The 25,428-nt window shown below is 63.0% G+C and carries 26 protein-coding genes and 1 pseudogene; 17 read left to right on the top strand and 10 right to left on the bottom strand.

What is annotated here, in order from left to right; all coding sequences use genetic code 11:
• Positions 1–119 precede the first annotated feature (119 nt).
• The 4 genes and pseudogenes from mpl to QZ497_RS15120 all read left to right on the top strand — a co-directional run bounded on the left by mpl (position 120) and on the right by QZ497_RS15120 (position 3,121).
• Positions 120–1,469 carry a UDP-N-acetylmuramate:L-alanyl-gamma-D-glutamyl-meso-diaminopimelate ligase gene (mpl, locus tag QZ497_RS15135; protein ID WP_295476532.1) on the top strand — a complete coding sequence of 450 codons (1,350 nt, stop codon included), beginning with the start codon at positions 120–122 and terminating at the stop codon, positions 1,467–1,469.
• Positions 1,466–2,095: a flavin prenyltransferase UbiX gene (gene ubiX / locus QZ497_RS15130; protein WP_295476531.1), complete on the top strand. Its 630-nt coding sequence runs from the start codon at positions 1,466–1,468 to the stop codon at positions 2,093–2,095. Before mpl ends, ubiX begins: the two co-directional genes overlap by 4 nt.
• Positions 2,088–2,409: pseudogene (locus QZ497_RS15125) on the top strand (YceK/YidQ family lipoprotein). The gene ubiX and the pseudogene QZ497_RS15125 overlap by 8 nt, the downstream one beginning before the upstream one ends.
• Positions 2,410–2,500: 91 nt before the next feature.
• Entirely contained in the window at positions 2,501–3,121 is a 621-nt protein-coding gene (locus tag QZ497_RS15120; protein ID WP_295476530.1) for a LysE family translocator, read from the top strand.
• A gap of 4 nt (positions 3,122–3,125) precedes the next feature.
• Here QZ497_RS15120 and phnE read toward each other — a convergent pair whose 3' ends face one another.
• The 4 genes from phnE to QZ497_RS15100 are packed head-to-tail and all read right to left on the bottom strand — an operon-like array spanning position 3,126 to position 6,341.
• Positions 3,126–3,884: a phosphonate ABC transporter, permease protein PhnE gene (gene phnE, locus QZ497_RS15115; RefSeq protein WP_295476529.1), complete on the bottom strand. Its 759-nt coding sequence runs from the start codon at positions 3,882–3,884 to the stop codon at positions 3,126–3,128.
• Positions 3,881–4,705 (bottom strand): ABC transporter permease, encoded by an 825-nt coding sequence (locus QZ497_RS15110; protein WP_295476528.1) that lies wholly within the window; start codon positions 4,703–4,705, stop codon positions 3,881–3,883. The genes phnE and QZ497_RS15110 overlap by 4 nt, the downstream gene beginning before the upstream one ends.
• Positions 4,699–5,493, bottom strand: coding sequence for an ATP-binding cassette domain-containing protein (locus QZ497_RS15105; protein ID WP_295476527.1), 795 nt, complete (start codon positions 5,491–5,493; stop codon positions 4,699–4,701). Before QZ497_RS15105 ends, QZ497_RS15110 begins: the two co-directional genes overlap by 7 nt.
• Entirely contained in the window at positions 5,490–6,341 is an 852-nt protein-coding gene (locus QZ497_RS15100) for a putative selenate ABC transporter substrate-binding protein (protein ID WP_295476526.1), read from the bottom strand. Before QZ497_RS15100 ends, QZ497_RS15105 begins: the two co-directional genes overlap by 4 nt.
• A gap of 163 nt (positions 6,342–6,504) precedes the next feature.
• On the opposite strand from QZ497_RS15100, the gene selD reads away from it, so the two are divergent.
• Together selD and mnmH are read left to right on the top strand one after the other, a co-directional pair.
• Complete coding sequence (selD, locus tag QZ497_RS15095) at positions 6,505–7,539, top strand: selenide, water dikinase SelD (protein ID WP_295476525.1); 1,035 nt, start codon at positions 6,505–6,507, stop codon at positions 7,537–7,539.
• On the top strand, positions 7,539–8,633 hold the full coding sequence (gene mnmH, locus QZ497_RS15090; RefSeq protein ID WP_295476524.1) for a tRNA 2-selenouridine(34) synthase MnmH: 1,095 nt from the start codon (positions 7,539–7,541) through the stop codon (positions 8,631–8,633). Before selD ends, mnmH begins: the two co-directional genes overlap by 1 nt.
• On the opposite strand, the gene QZ497_RS15085 is transcribed toward mnmH, so the two are convergent.
• The 3 genes from QZ497_RS15085 to QZ497_RS15075 all read right to left on the bottom strand — a co-directional run bounded on the left by QZ497_RS15085 (position 8,627) and on the right by QZ497_RS15075 (position 11,048).
• Complete coding sequence (locus QZ497_RS15085) at positions 8,627–9,322, bottom strand: DUF1963 domain-containing protein (protein ID WP_295476523.1); 696 nt, start codon at positions 9,320–9,322, stop codon at positions 8,627–8,629. The genes mnmH and QZ497_RS15085 overlap by 7 nt on opposite strands.
• Before the next feature lie 113 nt (positions 9,323–9,435).
• Positions 9,436–9,639 (bottom strand): DUF3077 domain-containing protein, encoded by a 204-nt coding sequence (locus QZ497_RS15080; protein WP_295476522.1) that lies wholly within the window; start codon positions 9,637–9,639, stop codon positions 9,436–9,438.
• Positions 9,640–10,142: 503 nt separating this feature from the next.
• Positions 10,143–11,048, bottom strand: coding sequence for a LysR family transcriptional regulator (locus QZ497_RS15075; protein ID WP_295476521.1), 906 nt, complete (start codon positions 11,046–11,048; stop codon positions 10,143–10,145).
• Between the two features lie 102 nt (positions 11,049–11,150).
• Here QZ497_RS15075 and QZ497_RS15070 point away from each other — a divergent pair, with 102 nt between their 5' ends.
• Complete coding sequence (locus tag QZ497_RS15070; RefSeq protein WP_295476520.1) at positions 11,151–11,915, top strand: sulfite exporter TauE/SafE family protein; 765 nt, start codon at positions 11,151–11,153, stop codon at positions 11,913–11,915.
• Here the strand turns inward: QZ497_RS15070 and QZ497_RS15065 are convergent.
• Positions 11,869–12,204 carry a putative quinol monooxygenase gene (locus tag QZ497_RS15065; RefSeq protein WP_295476519.1) on the bottom strand — a complete coding sequence of 112 codons (336 nt, stop codon included), beginning with the start codon at positions 12,202–12,204 and terminating at the stop codon, positions 11,869–11,871. The genes QZ497_RS15070 and QZ497_RS15065 overlap by 47 nt on opposite strands.
• A 178-nt stretch (positions 12,205–12,382) precedes the next feature.
• Between QZ497_RS15065 and QZ497_RS15060 the strand changes: the two genes are divergently transcribed.
• From QZ497_RS15060 to QZ497_RS15045, 4 genes are all read left to right on the top strand, one after another.
• Positions 12,383–12,973 carry an NAD(P)H-dependent oxidoreductase gene (locus tag QZ497_RS15060; RefSeq protein WP_295476518.1) on the top strand — a complete coding sequence of 197 codons (591 nt, stop codon included), beginning with the start codon at positions 12,383–12,385 and terminating at the stop codon, positions 12,971–12,973.
• A gap of 276 nt (positions 12,974–13,249) precedes the next feature.
• Positions 13,250–14,149, top strand: a complete 900-nt coding sequence (locus tag QZ497_RS15055) for a LysR family transcriptional regulator (protein WP_295476517.1) — start codon at positions 13,250–13,252, stop codon at positions 14,147–14,149.
• 202 nt (positions 14,150–14,351) lie between these two features.
• Positions 14,352–14,786: a hypothetical protein gene (locus tag QZ497_RS15050; protein WP_295476516.1), complete on the top strand. Its 435-nt coding sequence runs from the start codon at positions 14,352–14,354 to the stop codon at positions 14,784–14,786.
• On the top strand, positions 14,779–16,119 hold the full coding sequence (locus QZ497_RS15045; protein WP_295476515.1) for a hypothetical protein: 1,341 nt from the start codon (positions 14,779–14,781) through the stop codon (positions 16,117–16,119). The genes QZ497_RS15050 and QZ497_RS15045 overlap by 8 nt, the downstream gene beginning before the upstream one ends.
• A gap of 105 nt (positions 16,120–16,224) precedes the next feature.
• On the opposite strand, the gene QZ497_RS15040 is transcribed toward QZ497_RS15045, so the two are convergent.
• Complete coding sequence (locus tag QZ497_RS15040; protein WP_295476514.1) at positions 16,225–17,808, bottom strand: peptide chain release factor 3; 1,584 nt, start codon at positions 17,806–17,808, stop codon at positions 16,225–16,227.
• 333 nt (positions 17,809–18,141) lie between these two features.
• On the opposite strand from QZ497_RS15040, the gene QZ497_RS15035 reads away from it, so the two are divergent.
• The 4 genes from QZ497_RS15035 to QZ497_RS15020 are packed head-to-tail and all read left to right on the top strand — an operon-like array spanning position 18,142 to position 21,585.
• Positions 18,142–18,855 carry an ABC transporter permease gene (locus QZ497_RS15035; protein ID WP_295476513.1) on the top strand — a complete coding sequence of 238 codons (714 nt, stop codon included), beginning with the start codon at positions 18,142–18,144 and terminating at the stop codon, positions 18,853–18,855.
• Positions 18,856–18,870: 15 nt separating this feature from the next.
• Positions 18,871–19,764, top strand: coding sequence for a glycine betaine ABC transporter substrate-binding protein (locus tag QZ497_RS15030; protein WP_295476512.1), 894 nt, complete (start codon positions 18,871–18,873; stop codon positions 19,762–19,764).
• Between the two features lie 13 nt (positions 19,765–19,777).
• Positions 19,778–20,431 carry an ABC transporter permease gene (locus tag QZ497_RS15025; RefSeq protein WP_295476511.1) on the top strand — a complete coding sequence of 218 codons (654 nt, stop codon included), beginning with the start codon at positions 19,778–19,780 and terminating at the stop codon, positions 20,429–20,431.
• The gene (locus QZ497_RS15020; protein WP_295476510.1) at positions 20,428–21,585 is read left to right on the top strand and encodes an ABC transporter ATP-binding protein; all 1,158 of its coding nucleotides are present in this window, start codon (positions 20,428–20,430) and stop codon (positions 21,583–21,585) included. Before QZ497_RS15025 ends, QZ497_RS15020 begins: the two co-directional genes overlap by 4 nt.
• A 110-nt stretch (positions 21,586–21,695) precedes the next feature.
• On the opposite strand, the gene QZ497_RS15015 is transcribed toward QZ497_RS15020, so the two are convergent.
• On the bottom strand, positions 21,696–22,340 hold the full coding sequence (locus QZ497_RS15015) for a hypothetical protein (RefSeq protein ID WP_295476509.1): 645 nt from the start codon (positions 22,338–22,340) through the stop codon (positions 21,696–21,698).
• A 423-nt stretch (positions 22,341–22,763) separates the two neighbouring features.
• Between QZ497_RS15015 and QZ497_RS15010 the strand changes: the two genes are divergently transcribed.
• Together QZ497_RS15010 and QZ497_RS15005 are read left to right on the top strand one after the other, a co-directional pair.
• Positions 22,764–23,927 (top strand): type III PLP-dependent enzyme, encoded by a 1,164-nt coding sequence (locus QZ497_RS15010; RefSeq protein ID WP_295476508.1) that lies wholly within the window; start codon positions 22,764–22,766, stop codon positions 23,925–23,927.
• A gap of 284 nt (positions 23,928–24,211) precedes the next feature.
• Positions 24,212–25,411, top strand: a complete 1,200-nt coding sequence (locus QZ497_RS15005) for an alpha-xenorhabdolysin family binary toxin subunit A (RefSeq protein WP_295476507.1) — start codon at positions 24,212–24,214, stop codon at positions 25,409–25,411.
• Positions 25,412–25,428 lie beyond the last annotated feature (17 nt).

The following is a 25,428-nucleotide window of genomic DNA, read 5'->3' as shown; positions in this document are numbered from 1 at the left end:
ATAAAGGCGTGCCGGGTGAGCTGAACTTTAGGCGTAGAACCGGTCGAACGTGCCGACAAACACCGGGTGCGGTTTCAGCGTGTGTGGGCTACCCTGCGCGGATGATTTAAGAGGTGGTCATGCATATTCATATTCTTGGTATCTGCGGCACGTTCATGGGCTCGCTGGCGGTCCTCGCCAAGGAGCTGGGGCATCGGGTGACCGGTTCCGACGCCAATGTCTATCCACCGATGAGCACCCAGTTGCAGGCACAGGGCATCGAACTGACCCAGGGCTACGACCCGGCGCAGCTGGACCCGGCTCCGGACCTGGTGGTGATCGGCAACGCCCTGGCGCGTGGCAACCCGGCGGTGGAGCACGTGCTCAACCGTGGCCTGCCTTATGTGTCCGGTCCGCAGTGGCTGGCCGACCACGTGCTGCAAGGCCGCTGGGTCCTGGCAGTGGCCGGCACCCACGGCAAGACCACCACCAGCAGCATGCTGGCCTGGGTGCTGGAGCACGCCGGCATGGCGCCGGGCTTCCTGATCGGTGGCATTCCGCAGAACTTCACCGTGTCGGCGCGCCTGGGCGGCACACCGTTCTTCGTGGTCGAGGCCGACGAGTACGACAGCGCGTTCTTCGACAAACGCTCGAAGTTCGTCCACTACCGTCCGCGCACGGCCATTCTCAACAACCTCGAATTCGACCACGCCGACATTTTCCCCGACCTGGCGGCCATCGAGCGGCAGTTCCATCACCTGGTGCGTACCATCCCCAGCGAAGGCCTGGTGATTCACCCGACCACCGAGACCGCCCTGCAGCGCGTGCTGGACATGGGCTGCTGGACCCCGGTGCAGACCACCGGTGAAGGCGGCCAGTGGCAGGCGCGGCTGCTGCGTGACGACGGCTCGCGCTTCGAAGTGCTGTTCGACGGCGAGGTGCAAGGCACCGTGGAATGGGCGCTGACCGGCCAGCACAACGTCGCCAACGCCCTGGCGACCCTGGCTGCCGCACGCCATGTGGGTGTGCTGCCGGCCCAGGGCGTGCAGGCGCTGAGCGCGTTCAAGAGCGTCAAGCGGCGCATGGAAGTGGTCGCCGAAGTACAGGGCATCACCCTCTACGACGACTTCGCCCACCACCCGACCGCCATTGCCACGACCCTCGATGGGCTGCGCAAGAAGGTCGGTGATGCCCCGATCATCGCGGTCATCGAGCCGCGCTCCAACTCCATGAAGCTCGGCGCCCACCGTGACGGCCTGCCCGAAAGCGTGCAGCAGGCCGACCAGGTGGTGTGGTACGCGCCGCCGAACCTCGGCTGGGACCTCGGCGCCACGGCGGCGCAATGCCCGGTGCCAGCGGTGGTCTGTGACTCGCTGGAGGCGATCATTGCGCGGGTCAAGAGCCAGGCCCAGCCCGGCACCCATGTAGTGATCATGAGCAATGGCGGCTTCGGCGGCCTGCACGGCAAGCTGGCCGAGGCCCTGCAATGAGCGGCCCGGAGCGCATCACCCTGGCGGTGACCGGCGCCTCCGGGGCGCAATACGCCTTGCGCCTGCTCGACTGCCTGGTGCGTGAAGACCGCGAAGTGCACTTCCTGATCTCCAAGGCCGCGCAACTGGTCATGGCCACCGAGACCGACGTGCGCCTGCCGCCCAAGCCGGCGATGATGCAGACCTTCCTCACCGAGTACACCGGTGCCGAAGCCGGGCAGATTCGTGTGTACGGGCGTGACGACTGGATGTCGCCGGTGGCCTCCGGCTCCGGCGCACCCGGTGCCATGGTGGTGGTGCCCTGTTCCACCGGCAGCCTCTCGGCCATCGCCAGCGGCGCCTGCAACAACCTGATCGAACGCGCCGCCGACGTGACCCTCAAGGAACGTCGCCAGTTGATCCTGGTGCCGCGCGAGGCGCCGTACTCCAGCATCCACCTGGAGAACATGCTCAAGCTGTCGAACATGGGTGCGGTGATCCTGCCGGCCTCGCCAGGCTTCTACCACCAGCCGCAGACCATCGACGACCTGGTCGACTTCGTGGTGGCGCGAATCCTCAACCTGCTCAACATCCCGCAGGACATGCTGCCGCGCTGGGGCGAGCACCATATGGTCAGCGATGAATAAGCCTGGGCTGCTGCTGGTACTGCTGCTCAACCTGGGCGGCTGTGCCACGGTCGGCACCTTGAACGCGGCCCAGCCGGGCGCGCCGGTGGTCTACGCCGGCACCCGTCTGGACCTCTATGCGCTGCAGGGTGGTTGTTGTCCGGCCGACCACTTCGGCGCCGAAGCGCCGCGCTACCCGGCGCTGGCCGGCAGGTCCAGCGCCGCGCTACCCGGCGCTGGACCTGCCGGCCAGCGCCTTGCTCGACACCCTGCTGTTGCCGTTGTCGCTGCTGACTGCGGCGGGCTTCGGGGTGCAGGCGACTGGCGGGTTGTAGGGCTGGCGGCTGGCCCTAAGAGGCCAGGTGCTGTCAGCGACCTGGGGCATGTTAATCTCCCCGCCACTTCCCTCCCGCCGAGACGTTTTGCATGTCCATTGCCGATAACCTGCTCGCTTTCACCCTTGCCGCTACTCTACTGACCGTCACGCCTGGCCTGGACACCGCGCTGGTGCTGCGTACCGCCGCGGTGGAAGGGCGTGCCCAGGCGTTGCGGGCGGCACTGGGCATCAATGCCGGGTGTCTGCTGTGGGGCGCGGCGGTGGCGTTCGGCCTGGGCGCGCTGCTGGCCGTATCGGAGCTGGCCTACAACCTGCTCAAGTACTGCGGCGCGGCCTACCTGTGCTGGCTGGGGCTGAACATGCTGTTGCGGCCACGCACGCAGATCGCCGCTTCGGCTGAAGCGGGCGGCAAGACCACCAACTGGTTTCTCAAGGGGCTGCTGGGCAACCTGCTGAATCCCAAGATCGGCGTGTTCTACGTGTCGTTCCTGCCGCAATTCATTCCCCAGGGCGCGCCGCTGGTGAGCTGGACCTTCGGCCTGGTGGGCATTCATGTGGTGCTGGGGCTGAGCTGGTCGCTGGCGCTGATCGGCGCCACCCGGCCGTTGGCCGGCGTGCTGCGGCGCCCGGCGGTGATCCGCTGGATGGACCGTACCACCGGGGTGATCTTCATGGCGTTCGCCGCGCGCCTGGCGCTGAGCCGGCGCTGAGCGCTCAGCGGCGCAGCCAGCGCTGGCGGCTCCAGGCGCTGAAGGCGTCCACCGCCAGTACCAGGCCGAGCATGGCGATGATCACTGTTGCAGCGCGGGCTTCCTGAAACAGGCTGAGGCTGACGTACAGCATCTGCCCCAGCCCGCCCGCGCCGACGAAGCCCAGCACGCTGGCCATGCGAATGTTGTTCTCCCAGCGGTACAGGATGTAAGCCAGTAGCTGCGGCCAGAGGTTGGGCAGCGTGCCGTAACAGAACGCCAGCCAGGCACTGGCACCTTGCAGGCGGATTGCCGCAGCGGGCGCCGCTGGAGTGTTTTCCAGTGCTTCGGCGAACAGCCGGCCGAGTACGCCGGTGGTATGCAGCGCCAGTGCCAGGGTCCCGGCATTCGGCCCCAGACCCGCAGCCAGAACCATCAGCACCGCCCAGACCAGTTCCGGAATCGCCCGCAGGGCGTTGAGCAGCAGGCGGCTTGCCGCGTGCAGGGGCCAGCCCAGGCGCCCGGCAGCCGGAATGGCCAGCAGCAGACCAGCCAGCGCCGCCAGCAGCGTGCCGAGGGCGGACATCGCCAGGGTTTCCAGCATGCCGTGACCGATGGCTTGCAGGTGAGGCGCGCTGAAGTCTGGCTGCAGAAAACGCTGCGCATAGCTGCCCATCTGCCCCAGGCTGTGTGCGTCTCCCAGGTCCAGTTGCAGGTAGGCGAAGGACGCCACCACGGCCAGCAGTACCGCCAGCAGGATCAGGCCATTGACCGGGCCTCTCATGTGAACCTCCCGCGCAGCACACGGCTGAGCTGATCGGCCAGCAGCACCAGGAGCAGAAAGGTGAGCAGCATGCTGGCCACTTCCGCCCCGGCGAACATGCGCATCGACACATCGATCTGCTGGCCCAGGCCGCCGGCCCCGACGAAGCCCATCACCACCGAGGCGCGCACCGCACATTCCCAGCGATACACCGTGTAGGAGGTCAGCTCGGCGGCAGCGTTGGGCAGAATGCCGTACAGCCAGGCACTCAGCCGTCCGGCGCCGGACTGCATCAGCGCCTGGGCTGGGCGCTGCTCCACCGATTCGTAGATTTCCGCATAGACCTTGCCGAGCATGCCGGCATAGGTGATGGCAATGGCCAGCACCCCGGCAGTCGGGCCCAGGCCCACGCCGCGCACGAACAGCAAGGCCCAGACGATCTCTGGCACGCTGCGCAGGAAAATCAACAGGCCACGAACTGGCCAGCGCACCCACTGCCCGAGCATTCGCGGGCGGCCCTGGGCGGCGGCGGAAAGCGACAGGGCTTGGCTGGCCAACAGGCTGGCCGGTACCGCCAGCAGCAGCGCCAGGGCCATGCCGGCAGTGGCGATGGCCAGGGTCTGCAAGGTGGCATTGAGCAACAGGGTGAGAAAGTCGCAGTCGTGAGCCGGCGGCCAGAAGTCGCCGACGAAGCCGCCCATGGTGCGCAGGTTGTCCGCTTGCAGCAGCACCGCCGGATTCAACTCTGCCAGGCGGATGCCCGGCCAGATCAGCAGCAAGGCCAGCAGGGTCAGCAACAGGCGCGGCAGCGCAGCCGGGTCGCGGTGCGGCGTGCTCAGCATCGCGGTGCCCAGTTGGCCTGCGGTGCGGCAGGCGGGGTATTGCCCAGTTGTTCGTTGGCGTACAGGGCATCGAGGCGTTGACGGTCTACGGCGGCGGCCGGCAGGTCGAACAGCACGCGGCCTTCACGCACCCCGATGATCCGCGGAAAGTGCGCCAGGGCCAGCTCCACGGCATGCAGGCTGACCACCAGCGTGACCTGCTGCTCGGCGGCATACCGACCCAGCAGGCCGAGGGTATGCTCGGCCAGGCGCGGGTCCATGGCGCTCACCGGCTCGTCGGCCAGCAGCAGTTGCGGTGCCTGGTACAGCGCCCGGGCGATGCCGACACGCTGCAACTGGCCGCCAGACAGCTGCTGGCAGCGGTCGAAGAGGCGTTCGCCGAGGTCCAGGCGCGCCAGTTCCCGGCGTGCGCCGGAGATATCCAGTGGGCGCACTAGGTTGAGCAGGCTCTTGGCCAGCCCCCATTGCCCCAGACGTCCGGCCAGCACCGCGGTGACCACGCGCTGGCGCGGCGGCAGGGGCGGGCTCTGGTGAATCAACCCGATGTGCGCGCGCAGGCGCTGGCGCAAGCGCGGCGACAGCTGCCAGGGGGCGGTATCGAGTACCTGCAACTGGCCCTGGCTGGGCTGCAGCGCGGTGGCCAGCAGGTTGAGCAGGCTGGACTTGCCGGCACCGGACGGGCCGATGATCGCCACCTGCTCGCCGCGCCCGATGACCAGATCGATGTCGCGCAGCGCCTGCGTGCCATTGGCATGGCGCAGGCTGACGGCGGACAGGCGCAGGGTCATTTCAGCAGGTCGGCGGAGCGGGCGGCCTCTTCGAGGCTCTTGTAGTTCTCCGGGCGGGTTTCGATGAAGCGGCTGGCCGCCTGCAGGTCGAGAATGGCCTTGTCTTCCGGCTTGGCCGGGTCGAGGTCGAGGAAGGCCTGTTTGATCTTGGCGGCCAGGGTCGGGTCGAGGGTGCCGCGCACGGTCCAGTTGTAGTCGAAGTAGGTCGGGGTGGTGGCGAATACGTGCACCTTGTTGGTGTCGACCTTGCCGTTGGCCACCAGCTTGTCCCACACGCTGGCGTTCAGCACCCCGGCGTCGACCTTGCCGGCCTGCACCCAGGCGGCGGTGGCGTCATGCGCACCGGAGTAGGCCACGCGGCTGAAATAGGTTTCCGGCTTGATCTGCTCCTGCAGCATGAAATAACGCGGCATCAGGCTGCCGGAGGTGGAGGAGATCGAGCCGAAGGCGAAGGTCTTGCCCTTGAGGTCGGCCAGCGACTTCACGTTGGGGTCGCTGGTGATGAATTTGCTGGTGAAGCGCGCGTCCTGTTCGCGCTGCACCAGCGGTACGGCGTTGCCGGTCTTGAGGTTGAGCTGCACGAAGGTGAAACCGCCCAGCCAGGCCAGGTCCAGGCGATCGGTGGCCATCGCCTCGACCACCGCCGGGTAGTCGGCCACCGGCACGAACTCGACCTTCATGTTCAGCTTCTGTTCCAGGTAAGCCCCCAGAGGCTTGAACTTGCGCAACAGCTCGGTGGGCGCTTCGTCGGGGATGGCCGAGACCCGCAAGGTGTCGGAGGCGAAGCTGGTGAGGGCGGAACAGGCCAGGGCGATGCCGGCGGCCAGCGCCAGGGTGCGCTTGAACATGGGGGGACGTCTCCGGTGGATGCAGCGGTGCTGCATGAATGCACGAGGCGCGATTATAGGTGAAGTGGCTGGCCCTGTGCCGACCCTTGGCAGCTTCCTGCCAGTGCCTGGCGGCTTTTGCTAGACTCGCCCCCCTGTTTCCTCTCTGTGCGAGAACCTTGCGATGAACGAGCCGATCCGTCTGACCCAATACAGCCATGGTGCCGGCTGCGGCTGCAAGATTTCGCCCAAGGTGCTGGAGGTGATCCTCGCCGGCAGCGGCGCGCAGAACCTCGACCCGCGCTTGTGGGTGGGTAACGCCTCGCGCGATGATGCCGCCGTGTATGCCCTCGACGAGCAACGCGGCGTGGTCTCGACCACCGATTTTTTCATGCCCATCGTCGATGACCCGTTCGACTTCGGGCGCATTGCCGCCACCAATGCGATCAGTGACATCTATGCGATGGGCGGCGACCCGTTGATGGCCATCGCCATTCTCGGCTGGCCGGTCAACCTGCTGCCCCCTGAAGTGGCTCGCGAAGTGATTCGGGGTGGCCGGGCGGTGTGCGATGCCGCCGGTATCCCATTGGCCGGCGGGCATTCCATCGACGCCCCGGAGCCGATTTTCGGCCTGGCGGTGACCGGCGTGGTCGATCGCCAGCACATGAAGCGTAACGACACCGCCCAGGTCGGCGATACCCTGTACCTGACCAAGCCGCTGGGCATCGGCATCCTCACCACCGCCGAGAAAAAGGCCAGGCTGCGCGAACAGGATGTGGGCCTGGCCCGCGACTGGATGTGCACCTTGAACAAGCCCGGTAGCCGCTTCGGCAAACTGGCCGGGGTCACCGCCATGACCGACGTGACCGGCTTCGGTCTGCTCGGCCACTTGGTGGAGATGGCCGACGGCGCCGGCCTGACCGCGCAGCTCGACTACGCCGCCGTACCGCGCCTGCCGGGCGTGGAGCACTACCTGGCCGAGGGCTGTGTGCCGGGCGGCACGCAGCGCAACTTCGACAGCTACGGCGAGCGCATCGCCGCGCTCAGCGAGGAACAGCGGCACTTGCTCTGCGACCCACAGACCAGCGGCGGGCTGCTGGTGGCGGTCAGCCCGGCCGGGCAGGCCGAGTTCCTCGCCGTAGCCGCCGAGCTGGGCCTGCACCTGGCGCCCATCGGCACCCTGGGCGAGCGACAGCGTCATGCGGTCGAGGTGCGGTAATGGCAGTCAACTGCAGTGATTACGCAAGCCTGTTCCTCAATGACGTGCCGATGATGGACACCCGCGCCCCGGTTGAATTCACCAAGGGCGCGTTCCCCGGCGTGGTCAACCTGCCACTGATGACCGACAGCGAGCGCCAGCGCGTGGGCACCTGCTACAAGCAGCAGGGCCAGCAGGCGGCCATCGAGCTGGGCCATCGGCTGGTCAGCGGCGTCATCAAGGAACAGCGCCTGGCCGCCTGGGCGGCATTCGCCGAGGCGCATCCCGAGGGTTATCTGTACTGCTTCCGAGGCGGCCTGCGTTCGCAGATCGTCCAGCAGTGGCTCAAGGACGCCGGGGTCGACTACCCGCGAGTGACCGGCGGCTACAAGGCCATGCGTACCTTCCTCATCGACACCCTGCAGGCGACGGTGCGCGAGTGCGATTTCGTGGTGCTGGGCGGTATGACCGGCACCGGCAAGACCGACGTGCTGGCGCACCTGCCCAACGACCTCGACCTGGAAGGCCACGCCAACCATCGCGGTTCCAGCTTCGGCAAGCGCGCCAGCGGCCAGCCCAGCCAGATCGACTTCGAGAACCGTCTGGCCATCGACCTGCTCAAGAAGCGCCACGCCGGCATCGGCCAGTTCGTGCTGGAAGACGAGGGCCGCATCGTCGGCAGCTGCAACGTGCCGCTGGAGCTGCACCAGGGTATGCAGCAGTACCCGCTGGTGTGGCTGGAGGACCGCTTCGACAGCCGTGTCGAGCGCATCCTGCGCGACTACGTGACCAACCTGTGCGCCGAGTTCGTCGCGCTGCACGGCGAAACAGGCTTCGAGGCCTTTGCCCAGCGCCTGTGCCAGAGCCTGGACAACATTCGCAAGCGCCTGGGCGGCGAGCGTCACCAGCGTCTGCTGGCGCTGATGCAGGCGGCGCTCGACGAGCAGCGGCGCAGCGGCGCGGTGGACCTGCACCGGGCCTGGATCGAGGGCCTGCTGCGCGAGTACTACGACCCGATGTACGCCTACCAGCGCGACAGCAAGGCCGAACGCATCGAGTTCGTCGGCGATCAACAGGCAGTGGTGGAATACCTGCTGGCGCGCCGGCCTCAGTAGAAGTCGTAGTACAGGAACCAGTCGCCGGTGGTCTTGTGCTTCCAGAACATCAGGCTGCCGTTGTCCACCACGTTGAGCTGGATCTTGTCGTCGGTGGAAATCTGGAAGACGAACTCGTAGTCATCCAGCGGCTCGATGCCAGACTGGCAGAACGACGGGTAGCCGCCGATCTTGTGCTCGTAGCAGTGGGTGGTGAGGTCGTAGTAGCAGCTGATGGTGCCGGCGTGCTCCAGCGCCAGTACGGCGTCTTCCACCGCCCGCGGCACGCCGCCGCCATCCCACAGCGGGTAGTCTTCCTCGACCAGGCTGGCGCTGAGCGGGAAGGGCTTGAGGAAGGCATCCGGGGCCGAGAGGTCCTTTTCCACCAGTTCGTCGAGGTCGCGGTATTCGCGGATCAGCCAGTTATCGCCCATGTCTTCTTCGGGGCGCGGAAATGGCCAGGCGACGAACAGGGTCAGCACCTTCACGCTGTCGAGCATCGGGCTGACCCAGGGCAGGGCGGGCAGGTAGAACTGCGCATAGGGGTGCAGGGTCTTGCCCGCCCTGTTCACCGGCAGGTCTTCGTCCGGGCGGTACAGCGACACCCGGCCCAACCAGCTTTCCTCGCGCGCGTAGGTGGGGCGAAAACCGCCGACGCTGAATCGGGTGGCTGGCCTGGCCAGGCGGCGTTTGATTTCCGGAATGTCCATGAGGCGTCCTGGGGCAGGGAAACGGGAGAATTGAGACAGGCTCGGTCTGCGGATGTTCGCGAGTATGGCCGAACGCGTGTGGCAGCGAGCCTGAATTCCGGGCAGCCTGGGCGTCAGGCGTCCAGGCGATCGAGGGTGTGATTCAGCAGCGACTGCGCCAGCTCGATCAGGTGGTGGGTGGAAAACGCCAGGTCGCGCTGCTGGCCGCTGAGGCCGTCGGCGCATTCGTAGGCGGTGGCTGCGGCGCTGCGCAGCACGTTGAGGACATGCACCAGGGAGTCTTCGAGGCTGGGTGGATCGGGGACTATCTTCTTCATCGCAAGTTACTCGGTTGGGCCACCGCCTGCCCGCCGCTAAACGAGCAAGGGTGGCGGCTTCGACGCGGGTTAGCAGACCGGGAGAACATGCGAAAGACCGGCGCACCCAAGGGTGCCCCACGCGAAGCCGCCATGACAGGCTGCTTGCGTGTCGCACGTATCTCACCGGGCTGCTAAACCCGATCGCTGGGTTTTCAGCGACGAACGCAGCCTAGTGTCCGAAATTTGCCCACGCAAGCGCTCTGGATTCTCTCGGAAATACCCCTCGAAATAAAGCGAAACGGCTGTAGGAAACGTCTTAGAGCTAGCGTTTTTTGTCTGCCGAAGTAACCACGCCACGACTGCCTATTGAGCAGCAGGCCGCCATCCCGGCTGAAGCCAATACTGTTCGATCAAGCGTTTTGCGGCCGGGTAGGAGCGGCTTCAGCCGCGAAGTGACCGCCTGTTCATAACAGATGCAGTGAGTTTCCTGGCGCTTTCGCGGCTAAAGCCGCTCCCACCTGTCATTCTCCGGCAGCGCGTTCATCCGCAGCGGCCAGGGCCTCCACCAGTTGCCGGACGTAGCCGGGCAGGGCGGCGAAGTCGTTGGCGCACAGCAGCAATTGGCGGTTGGCCCAGGCATCCGCCAGAGGCACGGCTTCGAAGGTCCGTGCTCCCGCCCAGCGTCGCACCGCCGCCTGCGGCACGATGCCCAGCCCGGCGCCGTGGGCGACCATGCGCATCACCCCATCGAAGCCCTCGGCGCGCACGCGGATGCGCAGGCGCTTGCCGCTGTGCAGGGCCTGCTCCTCCAGGTAGATACCCAGGGCGCTGCTGGCCGCCAGGGCAACGAACTCGTGGTCGAGGGTCTGGCTGAAGCGAAGGCTGGCGTTTGCCTGCAACGGATGCCCTGGAGGAATCAGCAGGGTCAACGGGTCGGCGCGAAAAGCGCGGGTCTGCAGGTCACTGGCGTCCACCGCGTCGGTGATGATGCCCAGGTCGGCGCTGCCGTGGCGCAGCGCATGCAGAATGCGCAGGCTGGGTTGCTCCTGCAGGTCGATGTCGACATGCGGGTGCTCGGCGAGAAAGTCCGCCAGTGGCTCGGGCAAGTGCTCGCTGAGGGTCGAAGTGTTGCACAGCAGGCGCACCTGACCCTTGAAGCCTCGGGCGTAGTCGGCCAGGTCGTCCTGCAGGCGCTCGACCTGCTGCAGGATCAGCCGTGCATGCCGGCCCAGTGCCTGGCCCGCTGGCGTTGGTATCACCCCGCGCCGTTCGCGCAGCAGCAACGGGCTGTGCAGCGAGTCTTCCATGGCGCGCACGCGGGCGCTGGCCGAGGCCAGCGACAGGTGGCTGCGCTGCGCGCCGGCGGTGATATTGCCGGTTTCCAGGATGTTGAGGAAAAGCCGCAGGTCGGTGAGGTCGAAATGCATGGTCAGTCGATACCTTGTGGGAACCAGCCTCTGTCTGTGCCGAAGGCTGCCTGAGTGTATGGCAGATTTTCAATGTCGGCCGACTCGATCATGCTCACCCCCATGAACACACTCATCGATTTCTATCAGCAACTGGGCTGGGGCTTGAGTGCCCTGGTGATCGTCACCTTCCTGCTGGCCGGTACGGTCAAGGGGGTGATCGGCCTGGGCCTGCCCACCGTGGCCATGGGCATGCTGGGCCTGGCCATGGCACCGGCGCAGGCAGCGGCGCTGCTGATCATCCCGTCTACCGTCACCAACATCTGGCAGCTGGCCAACGGCGGTGGCTTGCGAGCCCTGTTGCAGCGCCTGTGGCCGATGCTGCTGATGATCGCCGCCGGGACCCTGCTCGGTGCCTGGTGGCTGGGGGATGTCGGCGGCGCGGCGATGACCCGTGCACTGGGCGCGGCACTGTTGCTCTATGCGTTGAGCGGCCTGGCGATGCCGACGCTGCGGGTGTCGGCGCGTGTCGAGTACTGGCTGGGTCCGCTGTGTGGCTTGCTGACCGGCTTGGTGACTTCGGCCACCGGCGTGTTCGTGATTCCGGCGGTGCCTTACCTGCAGGCGCTGGGCCTGGAGCGTAACCAACTGGTGCAGGCGTTGGGCCTGTCGTTCAGCGTCTCGACCCTGGCGCTGGCGGCCGGGCTGGCCGGTAACGGCGCGTTGGGGGGCGCCGAGCTGGGCGCGTCCTGGCTGGCCCTGCTGCCCGCACTGCTGGGCATGCTGGCCGGCCAATGGCTGCGTCAGCGCATCAGCGCGGCGCTGTTCAAGCGGGTGTTCTTCATCGGTATGGCTGGGTTGGGGCTGCATCTGCTGGTGCAGGGTTGAGTGCGCTGACGAAGCGAAATTCGAAGTCGCGGGTCAGGTAGTCCATGCGCTGTTCGAAGAACGCCTTCATGTGCGGCAGCGCCGAGTGCACGTCCAGGTCGGCCTGGCTTGCCCAGGTTTCGAAGAAGATGAACAGGGTCGGGTCTTCACGGTCGCGCAGCATGTGGTACTGGATGCAGCCCGGCTCCTGGCGGCTGGCAGCCAGGTGACCACGGAACAGCGCTTCGAATTCGGCGGATTTTTCCGGGCGTGTGTAGGCGTGGAGGATGAAGCTGACAGGTTCGCTCATGGTGATCTCCAGATCAGGAAAGCCTTGAATGGTAATTCACTAATCAAGCGCCTATTCGTGACTATTGCTCAAAAGTCATTTGCCGCCGGTCCTCTTGGTCCGCCGCGCTCGGCTGTCTACTCTGCGCCCCATTGCTTATCGACGCCCGCAGGCGGGCAGACAGACCGAGGTCATTCACATGCAAAAGATCCTGTTCATCAATGGCGGCAAAGCCTTCGCCCATTCCAACGGCCGCTACAACGCCACCCTGCACGAAACCGCCGTGGCGCACATGGACCGCGCCGGTTTCGACGTGAAGGAATCCTTCATCGACGGCGGCTACGACGTGGCCGAGGAAGTGCAGAAGATCCTCTGGGCCGATGTGGTGGTGTGGCAGATGCCCGGCTGGTGGATGGGCGCACCCTGGACGGTGAAGAAGTACATCGACGAAGTGTTCACCGAAGGCCACGGCAGCCTGTACGCCAACGATGGCCGCACCCGCTCCGACGCTTCGCAGAAATACGGCAGTGGCGGCCTGTTGCACGGCAAGCGCTACATGTTGTCGCTGACCTGGAACGCCCCGCAACAGGCGTTCGACGACCCTACCGATTTCTTCGAAGCCAAGGGCGTGGACGCGGTGTACTTCCCGTTCCACAAGGCCAACCAGTTCCTCGGCATGCAGCCGCTGCCGACCTTCCTGGCGGTGGACGTGATGAAACGCCCGAACATCGAAGCCGACGTGCAACGTTACGAGCAGCACCTGAGCGACGTGTTTGGCGGCCAGGCCTGATTGCGAGCCGGCTACCAGGCGCCTGTAGGCGCGAGGGGGCGCTGGCAGGCCGGTCTTGCGGCTAAGTCCAATACTGGTCAGTTAGGCGCGCTCTGGCTCGTGGGAGCGAGCTTGCTCGCGAAAAGCTGGCAAAGTCTCTGAGTTTGCTGTGAACGTGACGCCGCCTTCGCGAGCAAGCTCCCACAAAGCCACATAACGACTAACTGACCAGTATTGCGGCTAAGCCAGGGTCACGACCTGGGCTACTATCGCGGGGTTGTTCACTGAGGCGATGCGATGAAAACCCGCTCTGATGAATTGCAGGTGTTCGTGGCGGTGATCGAGGGCGGCTCGATTTCCGCCGCGGCTGAGCAACTGGGCCTGACGCCGTCCGGCGTCAGCCGCACCCTGTCGCGGCTGGAAAGCCGTCTGCAAACCACCTTGCTAAACCGCACCACGCGGCGCATGGAGCTGACCGAAGAAGGGCGCTTCTTCCTCGACCAGGCGCGCGACATCCTCGAACGCATGGGTGCCCTGGAAGAGCATCTGGTGCAAAGCCGGCAGCGGCCTTCCGGACGCCTGCGGGTCAATGCCGCTTCGCCGTTCATGCTGCACATGGTGGTGCCGCACATCGGCGAGTTCCGCCAGCGCTACCCGGATATCCAGCTGGAGCTGACCAGCAGCGACTGGAACATCGACCTGCTGGAGCAGAACACCGATGTGGCGATTCGTATCGGCGAACTGAGCGACTCTTCGCTGCGCGCCCGGTCGCTGGGCTGCTGTGCGCTGAACGTGGTCGCCAGCCCGGCCTACCTGACGCGGCACGGTCGCCCCAGTTCGGTGGCTGACCTGGCCGGGCATACCCTGCTGGGTTTCACTCAGGTCGACAGCCTGAATGCCTGGCCATTGCGCCACGCCGGCGGCGACCGTCTGCAGATCCGCCCGACCATTGCGGCCTCCAGCGGCGACACCCTGCGGCATCTGGCCCTGGCCGGCGAAGGCATCGCCTGCCTGTCGCACTTCATGACCCACGAAGACATTCGTCTCGGGCACTTCGAGGTGCTGCTGGCCGATGCCAACAGCGGCTACCGCCGACCGATCAACGCGGTGTATTACCGCAATTCCCGATTGGCGCTGCGCATCGAATGCTTTCTGGATTTTCTGCAGGAAAAGCTGGAGGCGTATGCCTGTCGGTAGGTTTCGCGGCTCGTGACAAAAGTCGGTGTGAGCGCCATGGGATTTTGAGATGTTTCATACAGGCTTTGCAGGGGGGCGTAGTCCCTGAGCATTCATAATGCTTGGTACCGTAACCAAATTGATTTGGGTAGTATCGCGGGTTGTATAGCTTCTTCAGCTTATCCCCGGAAACTGCTGCCATCGCTTTGGATCAGGCAGGTTCATGATGAAGACACGATACAAGAAGTTTAATTTGAAGCGGCGCGTCGCCTCACGTGACACATTGTCTCCTGAACGCCTCACGGAACTGGCAGGTCTCATCTCGTATGGTGGCAATCCAGAGCACAAGAAAAATCCAGGAGATTTCGGTTTGACGCCTCCTGCGGACCCGCGTCCTGGAAAATCTCTGTGCGATATCGCGAATGTTTTTTCTCGAGACCAGGCTTTACACCTGCTTATCCAGGGCGTTGAGCGAGGGTTGGTCAGCGACAGAGAGGACAATGTTTGGCCAAAGAACATCTGGTCTGTCGCTGCGGGGTCCATTGCATTGGAAGCCCAGTTGGAGAATCCGGAAACGGGTCGTTACCACGGTTATCCCATGCCCGGAAGTGATCCTTTGGCTGCAGAGATTCTGGGGCTTTGGAGGCGGCATGGATAAAATCGACATTTCAATGGCCTGGTCATCATCAGGTTCAGAATCCTCCGAGTTCAGTGACACCACTGGGCAGTTGAAGATGTGCGTAGGCGAGACCTGTCTTACTAAGAATGAAGATGTGTGGTCTCGAACGGTCAATGACTCTGTCCTCGTCTCCGCTTATCCCTTGGCGCTATGGTTGGCGTCTTCATGGTGGCGGCTGAATTATGAGGCGTTGCCAACTAGTGGCCTTGTTCCGAAGATCGACTGGCGAATGAGTCACGAACTGGGCGCGGTCAATCATGGATATGTATGGCCCCGAGTGATTATCGCTTCCGACGGGGAGGGGGTTAAGGTCTGGGCAGAACAGGGCGTCATGCAAGGGCAGTCCGTTCAGTACCTGTATGGACTGGATGTACCGCGAGTTATCGCTCTTGAATCGTTCCAGTTGTGTGCGAGCGTTTTTATCGAGAGTGTGCTGGGAAGGTTGAACGCTACAGGGCATTACGACAATGAACTGGCTGAACTATGGTGTTATGTCCAGCAGGGTCTCGCAGACCCCGAGATGCGTGCACGCAGAATTCTGGAAGCGCAGATGGGCTTCGACCCTGAAGAGTGCCCTGAGGGTATTCTCGACAGAGCTTTGCTGTTACAGCGCATGACAGGTGCCGGCGCGATGGCGGAGCTGGCACCCTTCATTGGGCAGCAGCATATGGACGGGCAGGGCATCCCGCTGATTGATGGACTGGTTTCACAATCCGGAATTCAGGCTCACCCCGAGCTGCCCAATCACTTTGAAGTAACGAATGGCCGTCCATGGCAACGAGGCAGACAAGCGGCCAAAAAGCTCCGAGCTGCGATGGATAATATGAATAAGCCGTTTAAGGATATCGACCTTTACCACCTGTTGGGTGTAACTCAGAAACAAGTCGACGGCTTTTCAATTGACCAGCAGCAAAGCGTCGCAGTTATCAAATCTACCGAATCAGGACAGATCAGTCTGATACCGCGTAAACGGCACCCTGTTGCAAAGCGCGTTGAATATGCTCGCTTTATCGCCAGCGTTTACGAAGTGTCGGGTAGCCAGGAAGGGTGGATGGTTTCGACCGATCTCACGACGGCCAAGCAGCAGTATCAACGTGCCTTTGCTGCCGAGTTTCTTTGTCCGATTGATTCTTTACTGGACTGTCTGGCAGGAGATTTTTCCGAGTCTGCACGCGAGGAAGTCGCCGATCATTTTGGTGTGAGCGAAAAAACCGTAGAGGCGTTGCTCATCAATAATGGTTACCTGGGGGGCTCTTCGGTGGAGTCCAAAGTGCCTTACCAGGACGCTTCAATCGAAGCGCGGGTCGCCTAAGGGAATTGCCTCAAAACCGCTTGCGGCCGGGCAAGCATGCTGAGGCTCAAAGCAAGCCTGGCGAATACGGTGATGTAATGACAGGCTTGCTTCAGCGTGGTTGTCTCAATGATGCTCGCGGGTCGCGCGGAATTTCACGTCGGGCCAGCGTTCTTCCATCAGGCTCAGGTTCACGCGGGTCGGGGCGAGGTAGGTCAGGTGACCGCCGCCGTCCACCGCCAGGTTTTCCATGGCCTTGTTCTCGAAGTCTTCGAGCTTCTTCTTGTCATCGCACTCGATCCAGCGGGCCGACCACACGGTGATCGGCTCGTAGGCGCACTCGACCTTGTATTCCTCTTTCAGGCGGCTGGCCACCACATCGAACTGCAGCACACCGACGGCGCCGAGGATGATGTCGTTGCTGCGCTGCGGGAAGAACACCTGGGTGGCGCCTTCTTCGGCCAGCTGTTGCAGGCCCTGGCGCAGTTGCTTGGACTTGAGCGGGTCTTTCAGGCGCACGCGGCGGAACAGCTCCGGGGCGAAGTGCGGGATGCCGGTGAAGCCCAGGTTCTCGCCTTCGGTGAAGGTGTCGCCGATCTGGATGGTGCCGTGGTTGTGCAGGCCGATGATGTCGCCGGCCCAGGCTTCCTCGAGCATTTCACGTTCCGAGCTGAAGAAGGTCAGGGCGTCGCCGATGCGCACGTCCTTGCCCAGGCGCACGTGGCGCATCTTCATGCCTTTCTCGTAGCGGCCCGAGCAGATGCGCATGAACGCCACGCGGTCGCGGTGCTTGGGGTCCATGTTCGCCTGGATCTTGAACACGAAGCCGCTGAACTTCTCTTCCACCGGCTCGACGGTGCGCTCGTGGGCGGCGCGGGCCAGCGGGCGCGGCGCCCAGTCGACCACGGCATCGAGCACGTGGTCGACACCGAAGTTGCCCAGTGCGGTACCGAAGAACACCGGAGTCATCTGGCCGTCGATGAAGGCCTGCGGGTCGAACTCGTGGCAGGCGCCCTGCACCAGCTCCAGCTGTTCGACGAAGTCGTCGTACTGGTCGCCCAGGTGCGCGCGGGCTTCGTCCGAGTCCAGCTTCTGGATGATGCGGGCCTCGGTGCGTTCATGGCCGTGGCCGGGGGTGTAGACGATGATGTAGTCGCCTGAAAGGTGGTACACGCCTTTGAAGTCGCGGTAGCAGCCGATCGGCCAGGTGATCGGCGCGGCCTTGATCTTCAGTACCGCTTCGATTTCGTCGAGCAGTTCGATGGGGTCGCGGATGTCGCGGTCGAGCTTGTTGATGAAGCTGACGATGGGCGTGTCGCGCAGGCGGCACACGTCCATCAGCGCGATGGTGCGCGGCTCGACGCCCTTACCGCCGTCCAGGACCATCAGTGCCGAGTCGACGGCGGTCAGGGTGCGGTAGGTGTCTTCCGAGAAGTCTTCGTGGCCCGGGGTGTCGAGCAGGTTGATCATGTGCTCGCGATACGGGAACTGCATGACCGAGGTGGTGATGGAAATGCCGCGTTGCTTTTCCATTTCCATCCAGTCGGAAGTGGCGTGACGGTCGGATTTGCGCGACTTGACCGTACCGGCCACGGAAATGGCCTTGCCCATCAGCAGGAGCTTTTCGGTGATGGTGGTCTTACCGGCGTCCGGGTGGGAAATGATGGCGAAGGTGCGGCGTTTCGCGACTTCGGCGGCCTGTTGGGTCATGGGCAATCGCCTGAAAAGGGAGTCAAAAAAGGGTGCGGATTATAGCCCAAGTCAAGGGCAAATCCGAACCGCTTGGTCAATTCGGAGTGGCCAAATGATTTCCCACATGGGAACCTTTGCGCCCCCGGAGACGTCCATGCTCTTGTAACAGGCCATGTCAGCCTGGCTTCAAGAGCCTGATTCTTAAGCAATTCGGCTTGACGAAGCTGTGCTCATGGCATGTGTTTTTCGCCTTGACGGCGACCCACCTGCTGCTCTTCGCAAATCTCTGCCGTGACCGTTCGTTCGGTCGCACCAGGCGAGCTTTGCCGACTGAAAACAAGGAGTCCGCCCGTGGCAAATCGCTATGGCAAGGGGCTGTTGGGAGGCGCGGCGATCGTCGTACTCCTCGCCCTGCTGGTCCAGTGGATCGGCACTGAAACGTTCATGAAGTACAAGGGTGACCTGCTGTTCTACCTGCAGGCGCATCTGGTTCTGGTTCTGGTCTCCATGCTGGCGGCCCTGCTGGTCGGTATCCCCGCCGGCATTGTGCTGAGCCGGCCTTCCCTGGCTGGCAGCGCCGAACGCTTCATGCAAGTCTTCAACATTGGCAACACCATTCCCCCTCTCGCGGTACTGGCCATCGCTCTCGGCATTCTCGGGATCGGCAGCGGCCCCGCCATCTTCGCGCTGTTCCTGGCCTCGTTGCTGCCCATCGTGCGCAACACCTACGAAGGCCTGAAAAACGTTCCCGCCTCGCTCAAGGAAGCCGCCACCGGCATCGGCATGACTCCACGTCAGGTGCTGTTCAAGGTCGAGCTGCCCAATGCCGTGCCGATCATCGTCGGCGGCGTGCGCGTGTCGCTGGCGCTCAACGTTGGTACGGCGCCGCTGTCGTTCCTGATCGGTGCGAACAGCCTGGGCAGCCTGATCTTCCCCGGTATCGCCCTGAACAACCAGCCGCAACTGGTGCTGGGTGCGGTGTGTACGGCGCTGCTGGCCCTGGTGCTCGATGGCCTGGTCATCGTGACCAGTCGTGTCTGGCTGGAGCGCGGCCTGAGCCGCTGAGAGAAAGGAATTGCCATGAAAAAGCTAGCTTTGTTACTGAGCCTCGGGCTGCTGTTCAGCGGCGTTGCCCAGGCCGCCGAAAAGCCCCTGTTGCGCATTGGCGCACGGGTATTCACCGAGCAGACCGTGCTCTCGGAAATCACCGCGCAATACCTGCGCAGCAAGAACTACGACGTGCAGATCACCGGCGGTCTGGGCAGCAACCTGGCGCGCAGCGCCCAGGAAAGCGGCCAGCTTGACCTGCTGTGGGAGTACACCGGTGTGTCGCTGGTGGCCTACAACCACATCGATGAAAAGCTCGACAGTGAACAGACCTATGCGCGGGTGAAGGAGGTGGATGCCAAGAAAGGCCTGGTCTGGCTTTCGCCGTCGCGTTTCAACAACACCTACGCCCTGGCGCTGCCGAAGAAGGTGGCCGACCAGTACCCGCAGATCAACACCGTGAGCGACCTGACCCAGGTGCTCAAGGATGAAGCCAAAGAGGGTCATGTCGTAGCGCTGGATACCGAGTTCGCCAATCGCTCCGATGGCCTGATCGGCATGGTCAAGCATTACGACATGAATCTCGGCCGCGAGAACATCCGCCAGATGGACGCCGGGCTGGTCTACACCGCCTTGCGCAACGGGCAGGTCTTCGCCGGGCTGGTGTACACCACCGACGGCCGCCTGAACGCCTTCAAGCTCAAGGTGCTGGAAGACGACAAGCACTACTTCCCGGACTACACCGCCGCGCCGGTGATCCGCCAGGCGTACCTGGATGCCCACCCGGACATCGCCACGCTGCTCAAGCCCCTGGCCGACCTGCTGGACACCCAGACCATGATCGAGCTCAACGCTCGCGTCGATGTCGGACATGAAAGCCCGGCTGCGGTCGCCGCCGATTTCCTGCGCCAGCATCCACTCAATTAAGGAAGGAGACGATATGAGTTTCTTTGACGCCTTCTCCCATCTGGACTGGGCTCAGGTCATGCAACTGACCTGGCAGCACGTCATGCTGGTCGGCACTGCCGTGACCCTGGCGATTATCGTCGGTGTGCCCCTGGGCATTCTGATGACCCGCTTCCCGGTGGTCGCCGGGCCACTGCAGGCCAGTGCCACGGTGCTGCTGACCGTGCCGTCCATCGCGCTGTTCGGCCTGCTGCTGCCGTTCTACTCGAAGTTCGGCCAGGGCCTGGGCCCATTGCCGGCGATTACCGCCGTGTTTCTGTATTCGCTGTTGCCGATCATGCGCAACACCTACCTGGCGCTGACCGGCGTCGAGCCTGGCATCCGTGAGGCGGCCAAGGGCATCGGCATGACCTTCGGCCAGCGCCTGCGCATGGTCGAACTGCCGATCGCCGTGCCGGTGATTCTTGCCGGTGTGCGCACCGCCGTGGTGATGAACATCGGTGTGATGACCATCGCCGCCACCATCGGCGCCGGTGGCCTCGGCGTTCTCATCCTGGCCTCCATCAGCCGCAGCGACATGTCGATGCTGATCGTCGGCGCGGTCCTGGTCAGCATCCTGGCCATCATCGCCGACCTGCTTCTGCAGTGGCTGCAACGTTCGCTGACTCCCAAAGGACTCCTGAAATGATCGAACTCCAGAACCTCACCAAGACATTCCAGAGCAACGGTAAAGAAGTGAAGGCGGTCGATTCGGTCAGCCTCACGGTCAACGAAGGCGAAATCTGCGTGTTCCTCGGCCCTTCGGGCTGTGGCAAGAGCACCACGTTGAAGATGATCAACCGCCTGATCGAACCGACCTCCGGCAAGGTGCTGATCAACGGCGAAGACACCACTGCGCTGGACGAAGTGACCTTGCGCCGCAACATCGGCTACGTGATCCAGCAGATCGGCCTGTTTCCCAACATGACCATCGAAGAAAACATCATGGTGGTGCCGCAGTTGCTGGGTTGGGACAAACAGAAGTGCCGCGAGCGGGCCCGCGAGCTGATGAACATGATCAAGCTCGAACCCAAGCAGTACCTGCACCGCTACCCGCGCGAGCTGTCCGGTGGCCAGCAACAGCGTATCGGGGTGATCCGCGCCCTGGCCGCCGAGGCGCCGCTGCTGCTGATGGACGAGCCGTTCGGTGCGGTCGACCCGATCAACCGCGAGATGATCCAGAACGAGTTCTTCGAGATGCAGCGGGCGCTGAACAAGACCGTGATCATGGTCAGCCACGACATCGACGAAGCCCTCAAGCTGGGCGACAAGATCGCCATCTTCCGTGCTGGCAAGCTGATCCAGATCGACCACCCGGACACCCTGCTGGCCCACCCGGCCGACGAGTTCGTGTCCAACTTCGTCGGCCAGGACAGCACCCTCAAGCGTCTGCTGCTGGTCAAGGCCGAAGACGCCGCCGACAACGCGCCGTCGGTCAGCCCGGAAACGCCGGTGGCCGACGCCCTGGAGGTGATGGACGACAACGACCGCCGCTACGTGGTGGTCACCGATGCCGAGAACAAGGCCATGGGCTATGTGCGCCGCCGTGACCTGCACCGCCAGACCGGCACCTGCGCGCAGTACCTGCGCGAGTTCAACGCCACGGCGGTGCATGACGAAAACCTGCGCATCCTGCTGTCGCGCATGTACGAGTTCAACCGCGCCTGGCTGCCGGTGCTGGACGCCGAGCGGGTGTTCCTCGGCGAGGTGACCCAGGAGTCCATCGCCGCTTACCTCAGCTCCGGTCGTTCGCGCGGCGCCAAGACCAGCATCGTCTCGCCAGCGGAGCTGGCGGCGTCCTGATCGGCGGCTTCCTGTGGGGCTTCAGTCGCGAAGCGATTCCCGGCTGAAGCCGACCCTCCTGGGTCAGGCGGCTGTATTCGAACGAGGTCGGCCGCAGGCATTGTCTGTGGTCAGGCCAGCGGATCGTCGATGGCGATCTGCTCGACCGTCATCATCATGCGAATGGGCACGGTATTAGCCGACAGCAGCGGCTCGCCGCTGCGTGCGCAAGAAATGTACGCCCACCATTGCTGGCCGAAGTTGCGGCGGTCGTAGACGCCTAGCGGGTTGCCATTGGGCGCGATGATCTGTACTGGCCCGACCTCGCCGGTCCGTAGTGAGGTTTCATCGAGCAGCTTGTCGTTGAGCAGCACATGCCAACCCGGGTTGCTCTTCAGGGCTTTCTCGGGGCGGATGTAGAGCATCACGTCACGGAAATTGAACGGATCGACCGCCACGCGCTGAGAGGTGGTGGTCAGATTGCCCAGCGACTGCCGGTTGTCGACGAACATGGCGTGCCGGGCCTTGATTTCATAGCTCTCGCTAGCGTTGTCCCAGCTTCGCCACAGAAACCAGAACTTCAGGGTCTCGCGCGGTTGCGTGGTCGCGCTGAGATAGGCGTATTCATCGCTGCGGATGAATACAGGCGGTGCGGTATTGCCTTGGACGACCGTACCCCGCTCCTCGACCTGGCGCGAGAAATCCAGTTGTGCCTCATAGGGGGCCATGGCGCGCAGCGAGGCGACGAACGAGCGCTCTTTGATATACCTGGACATGTCGATGCTCCCAGCATGTTCGGGCTGATCATGGCGCAGGTGCCGGTCGGCTGTTACTGGCACAACCTGCAGGTGAGGCGGCGGTGGCCAGCGCATTTGCCCGGCGAGGGGAACATCTGCCTGTCATGTGAGTCGGTTACACAGGTGGGTGTGATGAACGGTCTGGAAATCTCGTGCGAAAACGCGACATTTTTAGTTGATCTAAAGCCCTTCAGGTCCTAAAGTTCGCGCCGAACGTCCATGCTGGAAACGATCCATCCGGCTCAAGTACTGACGACGAGACAGCAAGGCCAAGGGGAGCTGCCCCATGGCCTTTTTGCTTTCGGCGACATGCCTTGGGAAGTAGGCGAACCAAAGTGGGGATACGGAGGGCGTTCATATTCACCCATTTATTCACTTGTTTGCCCCCAGGAGTCCCTGAGCATGTCGATCAAGGTCGAAGACTATTTCGCACCCGAAACCTTCAAGAAGATGAAGTCCTTCGCTGACAAGCAGGAAACCCCCTTCGTGGTCATCGATACCCAGATGATCAGCCAGGCCTACGACGACCTGCGCGCCGGTTTCGAATTCGCCAAGGTCTACTACGCGGTCAAGGCCAACCCTGCGGTGGAAATCATCGAACTGCTGCGTGACAAGGGTTCGAGCTTCGACATCGCGTCCATCTACGAGCTGGACAAGGTGATGGGCACCGGCGTAGGCCCGGAGCGCATCAGCTACGGCAACACCATCAAGAAATCCCGCGACATCCGTTACTTCTACGACAAAGGCGTACGCATGTTCGCCACCGACTCCGAGGCCGACCTGCGCAACATCGCCAAGGCCGCGCCAGGTTCGAAGGTCTATGTACGTATCCTCACCGAAGGTTCCACTTCGGCCGACTGGCCGCTGTCGCGCAAGTTCGGCTGCAACCCGGACATGGCCCTGGACCTGCTGATCCTGGCCAAGCAACTGGGCCTGGTGCCGTACGGCGTGTCGTTCCACGTAGGCAGCCAGCAGCGCGATATCGACGTCTGGGACGCCGCCATCGCCAAGGTCAAGGTGATCTTCGAGCGCCTCAAGGAAGAAGACGGCATTACCCTGCAGATGATCAACATGGGTGGCGGCTTCCCGGCCAACTACATCACCCGCACCAACAGCCTGGAAACCTACGCTGAAGAGATCATCCGCTTCCTCAAGGAAGACTTCGGTGACGAACTGCCGGAAATCATTCTTGAGCCTGGCCGTTCGCTGATTGCCAACGCCGGCATCCTGGTCAGTGAAGTGGTGCTGGTGGCGCGCAAGTCGCGTACCGCCGTCGAGCGCTGGATCTACACCGACGTGGGCAAGTTCTCCGGCCTGATCGAAACCATGGACGAAGCCATCAAGTTCCCGATCTGGACCGAGAAGAAAGGCGAAATGGAAGAAGTGGTCATCGCCGGCCCGACCTGCGACAGCGCCGACATCATGTACGAGCATTACAAGTACGGCCTGCCGCTGAACCTGGCCATCGGTGATCGCCTGTACTGGCTGTCGACCGGTGCCTACACCACCAGCTACAGCGCGGTGGAATTCAATGGCTTCCCGCCGCTCAAGGCGTTCTATCTGTAAAGAACCCGTGCGGTAAAAAGAACCCATGAGCGATCATGGGTTTTTTTATGTCCCTGTTTGATAAAGGGTCCTAGGAGAGAACAAAGGTTTTCCTTTGCTTTGGATCCAGTGTTCTGCTTGTCTTGCGCAGGCCGTTAAACTTCCTTAGTTGCCGTGGCTTATTCCTACAGTTTGGGTCGGTACCTCTTGCTGTTTATTAGTTTGTTCGTTTGCTAGTTTCTAATGGCCTTGCAAGGAGATGTTTTGGTCTTGATGACCGCTCAAAACAATAAGGACGTTAAAACATGAAAAACGAAGCTATGGAACAGACGCCCGACGCGTCCGGGCATCATCTCGATGACCTGAGTCAGGTCGGTAAAGACTTCATCAATGCCGCCGCCGGCAAAGGCGAAGGTGCTTTTCGTGACCCGGGCTTATTAGTAACCAATGAAGATGTCCGGGCTATTCGTCGCTATGTGAACACCGGCCTGGCGCTGCCCACCGACCTGCAGCAGATCCGCCAGTTGCTCGGCAACTACGAAAGCACCGTGGCTGGTCTAAGCCCTGAAGACATCCAGAGGCTCTACGGCGACATTCGCGAACATGCCGCGAGCTGGAGCGGCTTGGAAGACGATATGCGCGCCGTGGGCAGTGACCTGCATGTCTTCGCTGGCAACCTGGTCAGTACCACCCAGGACACCATCGAATTCATCCAGCATCTGGACTCCTGGCGCACGCTGGGTCTGGAGGACCTCACGCCCGAACAACTCGAGCAGATGCCGCCGACCGAGTTGGTCGAAGGCGACCGCAAGAAGCTGCCGGGGCTGCTGGCGCTGGTCGGCGAGCTAAAGCGCCATATCCAGGTGCACAGCGCCAGTACCCTGCGTGTCCGTGATGGCGCGGCGCAATTCAAGGGGCGTCTCAGGGAAGAGATCGCTCCTGGTGTGGCCTTGAAGATCCAACTGGCCAACTCGGTGGAGGCGGGCAACGAAGTCACTGAGCTCAGGGAAGAGCTGCGGCGCCTCAACGAACGCATTGATCAGAAAACCAAGGAGTACGAGGAGTACTGCAAGTATCGCTGGGTCGGCTTTGTCTGGGGGGTTATTGGTGGAGCGATTTCCTTGTCCATCTATGGCCCCAAGGCCTCTGCTGTTCTCAAGGAGAAAGACCAGCTGGTCAAGGAAAGAAACAGCCTGGAAACCAAACTTCGCCGGCTCGACAAGTTTCTTGCTGACCTGCATGAGTTCGAAACCCACCTGCAGGATTTGAAGATTCGTATCGACGGCGCGATCAGCGGCGTCAGCAATGTGGAAAGTCTTTGGGTGTTGTTGAAAGATCTGGTGGACTCGTCGTACCGGCAACTTGAGAGCATGGACGATGTAAAGTTGCTGGTGATCTTCGTGTCGCGCTTCAGAACCATGATCGCCAACTGGCAGGAAATTCAGAAACAAGCACTCGACCTGCTGACCGCCTTTAATAAAGCCGTCGAAGACAGTCGTCGCTGATGGAAAACCGATAATTA

The sequence above is a fragment of the uncultured Pseudomonas sp. genome (genome assembly GCF_913777995.1).
Taxonomy (GTDB): Bacteria; Pseudomonadota; Gammaproteobacteria; order Pseudomonadales; family Pseudomonadaceae; genus Aquipseudomonas.
This window is presented reverse-complemented; position numbering and strand designations above follow the sequence as displayed.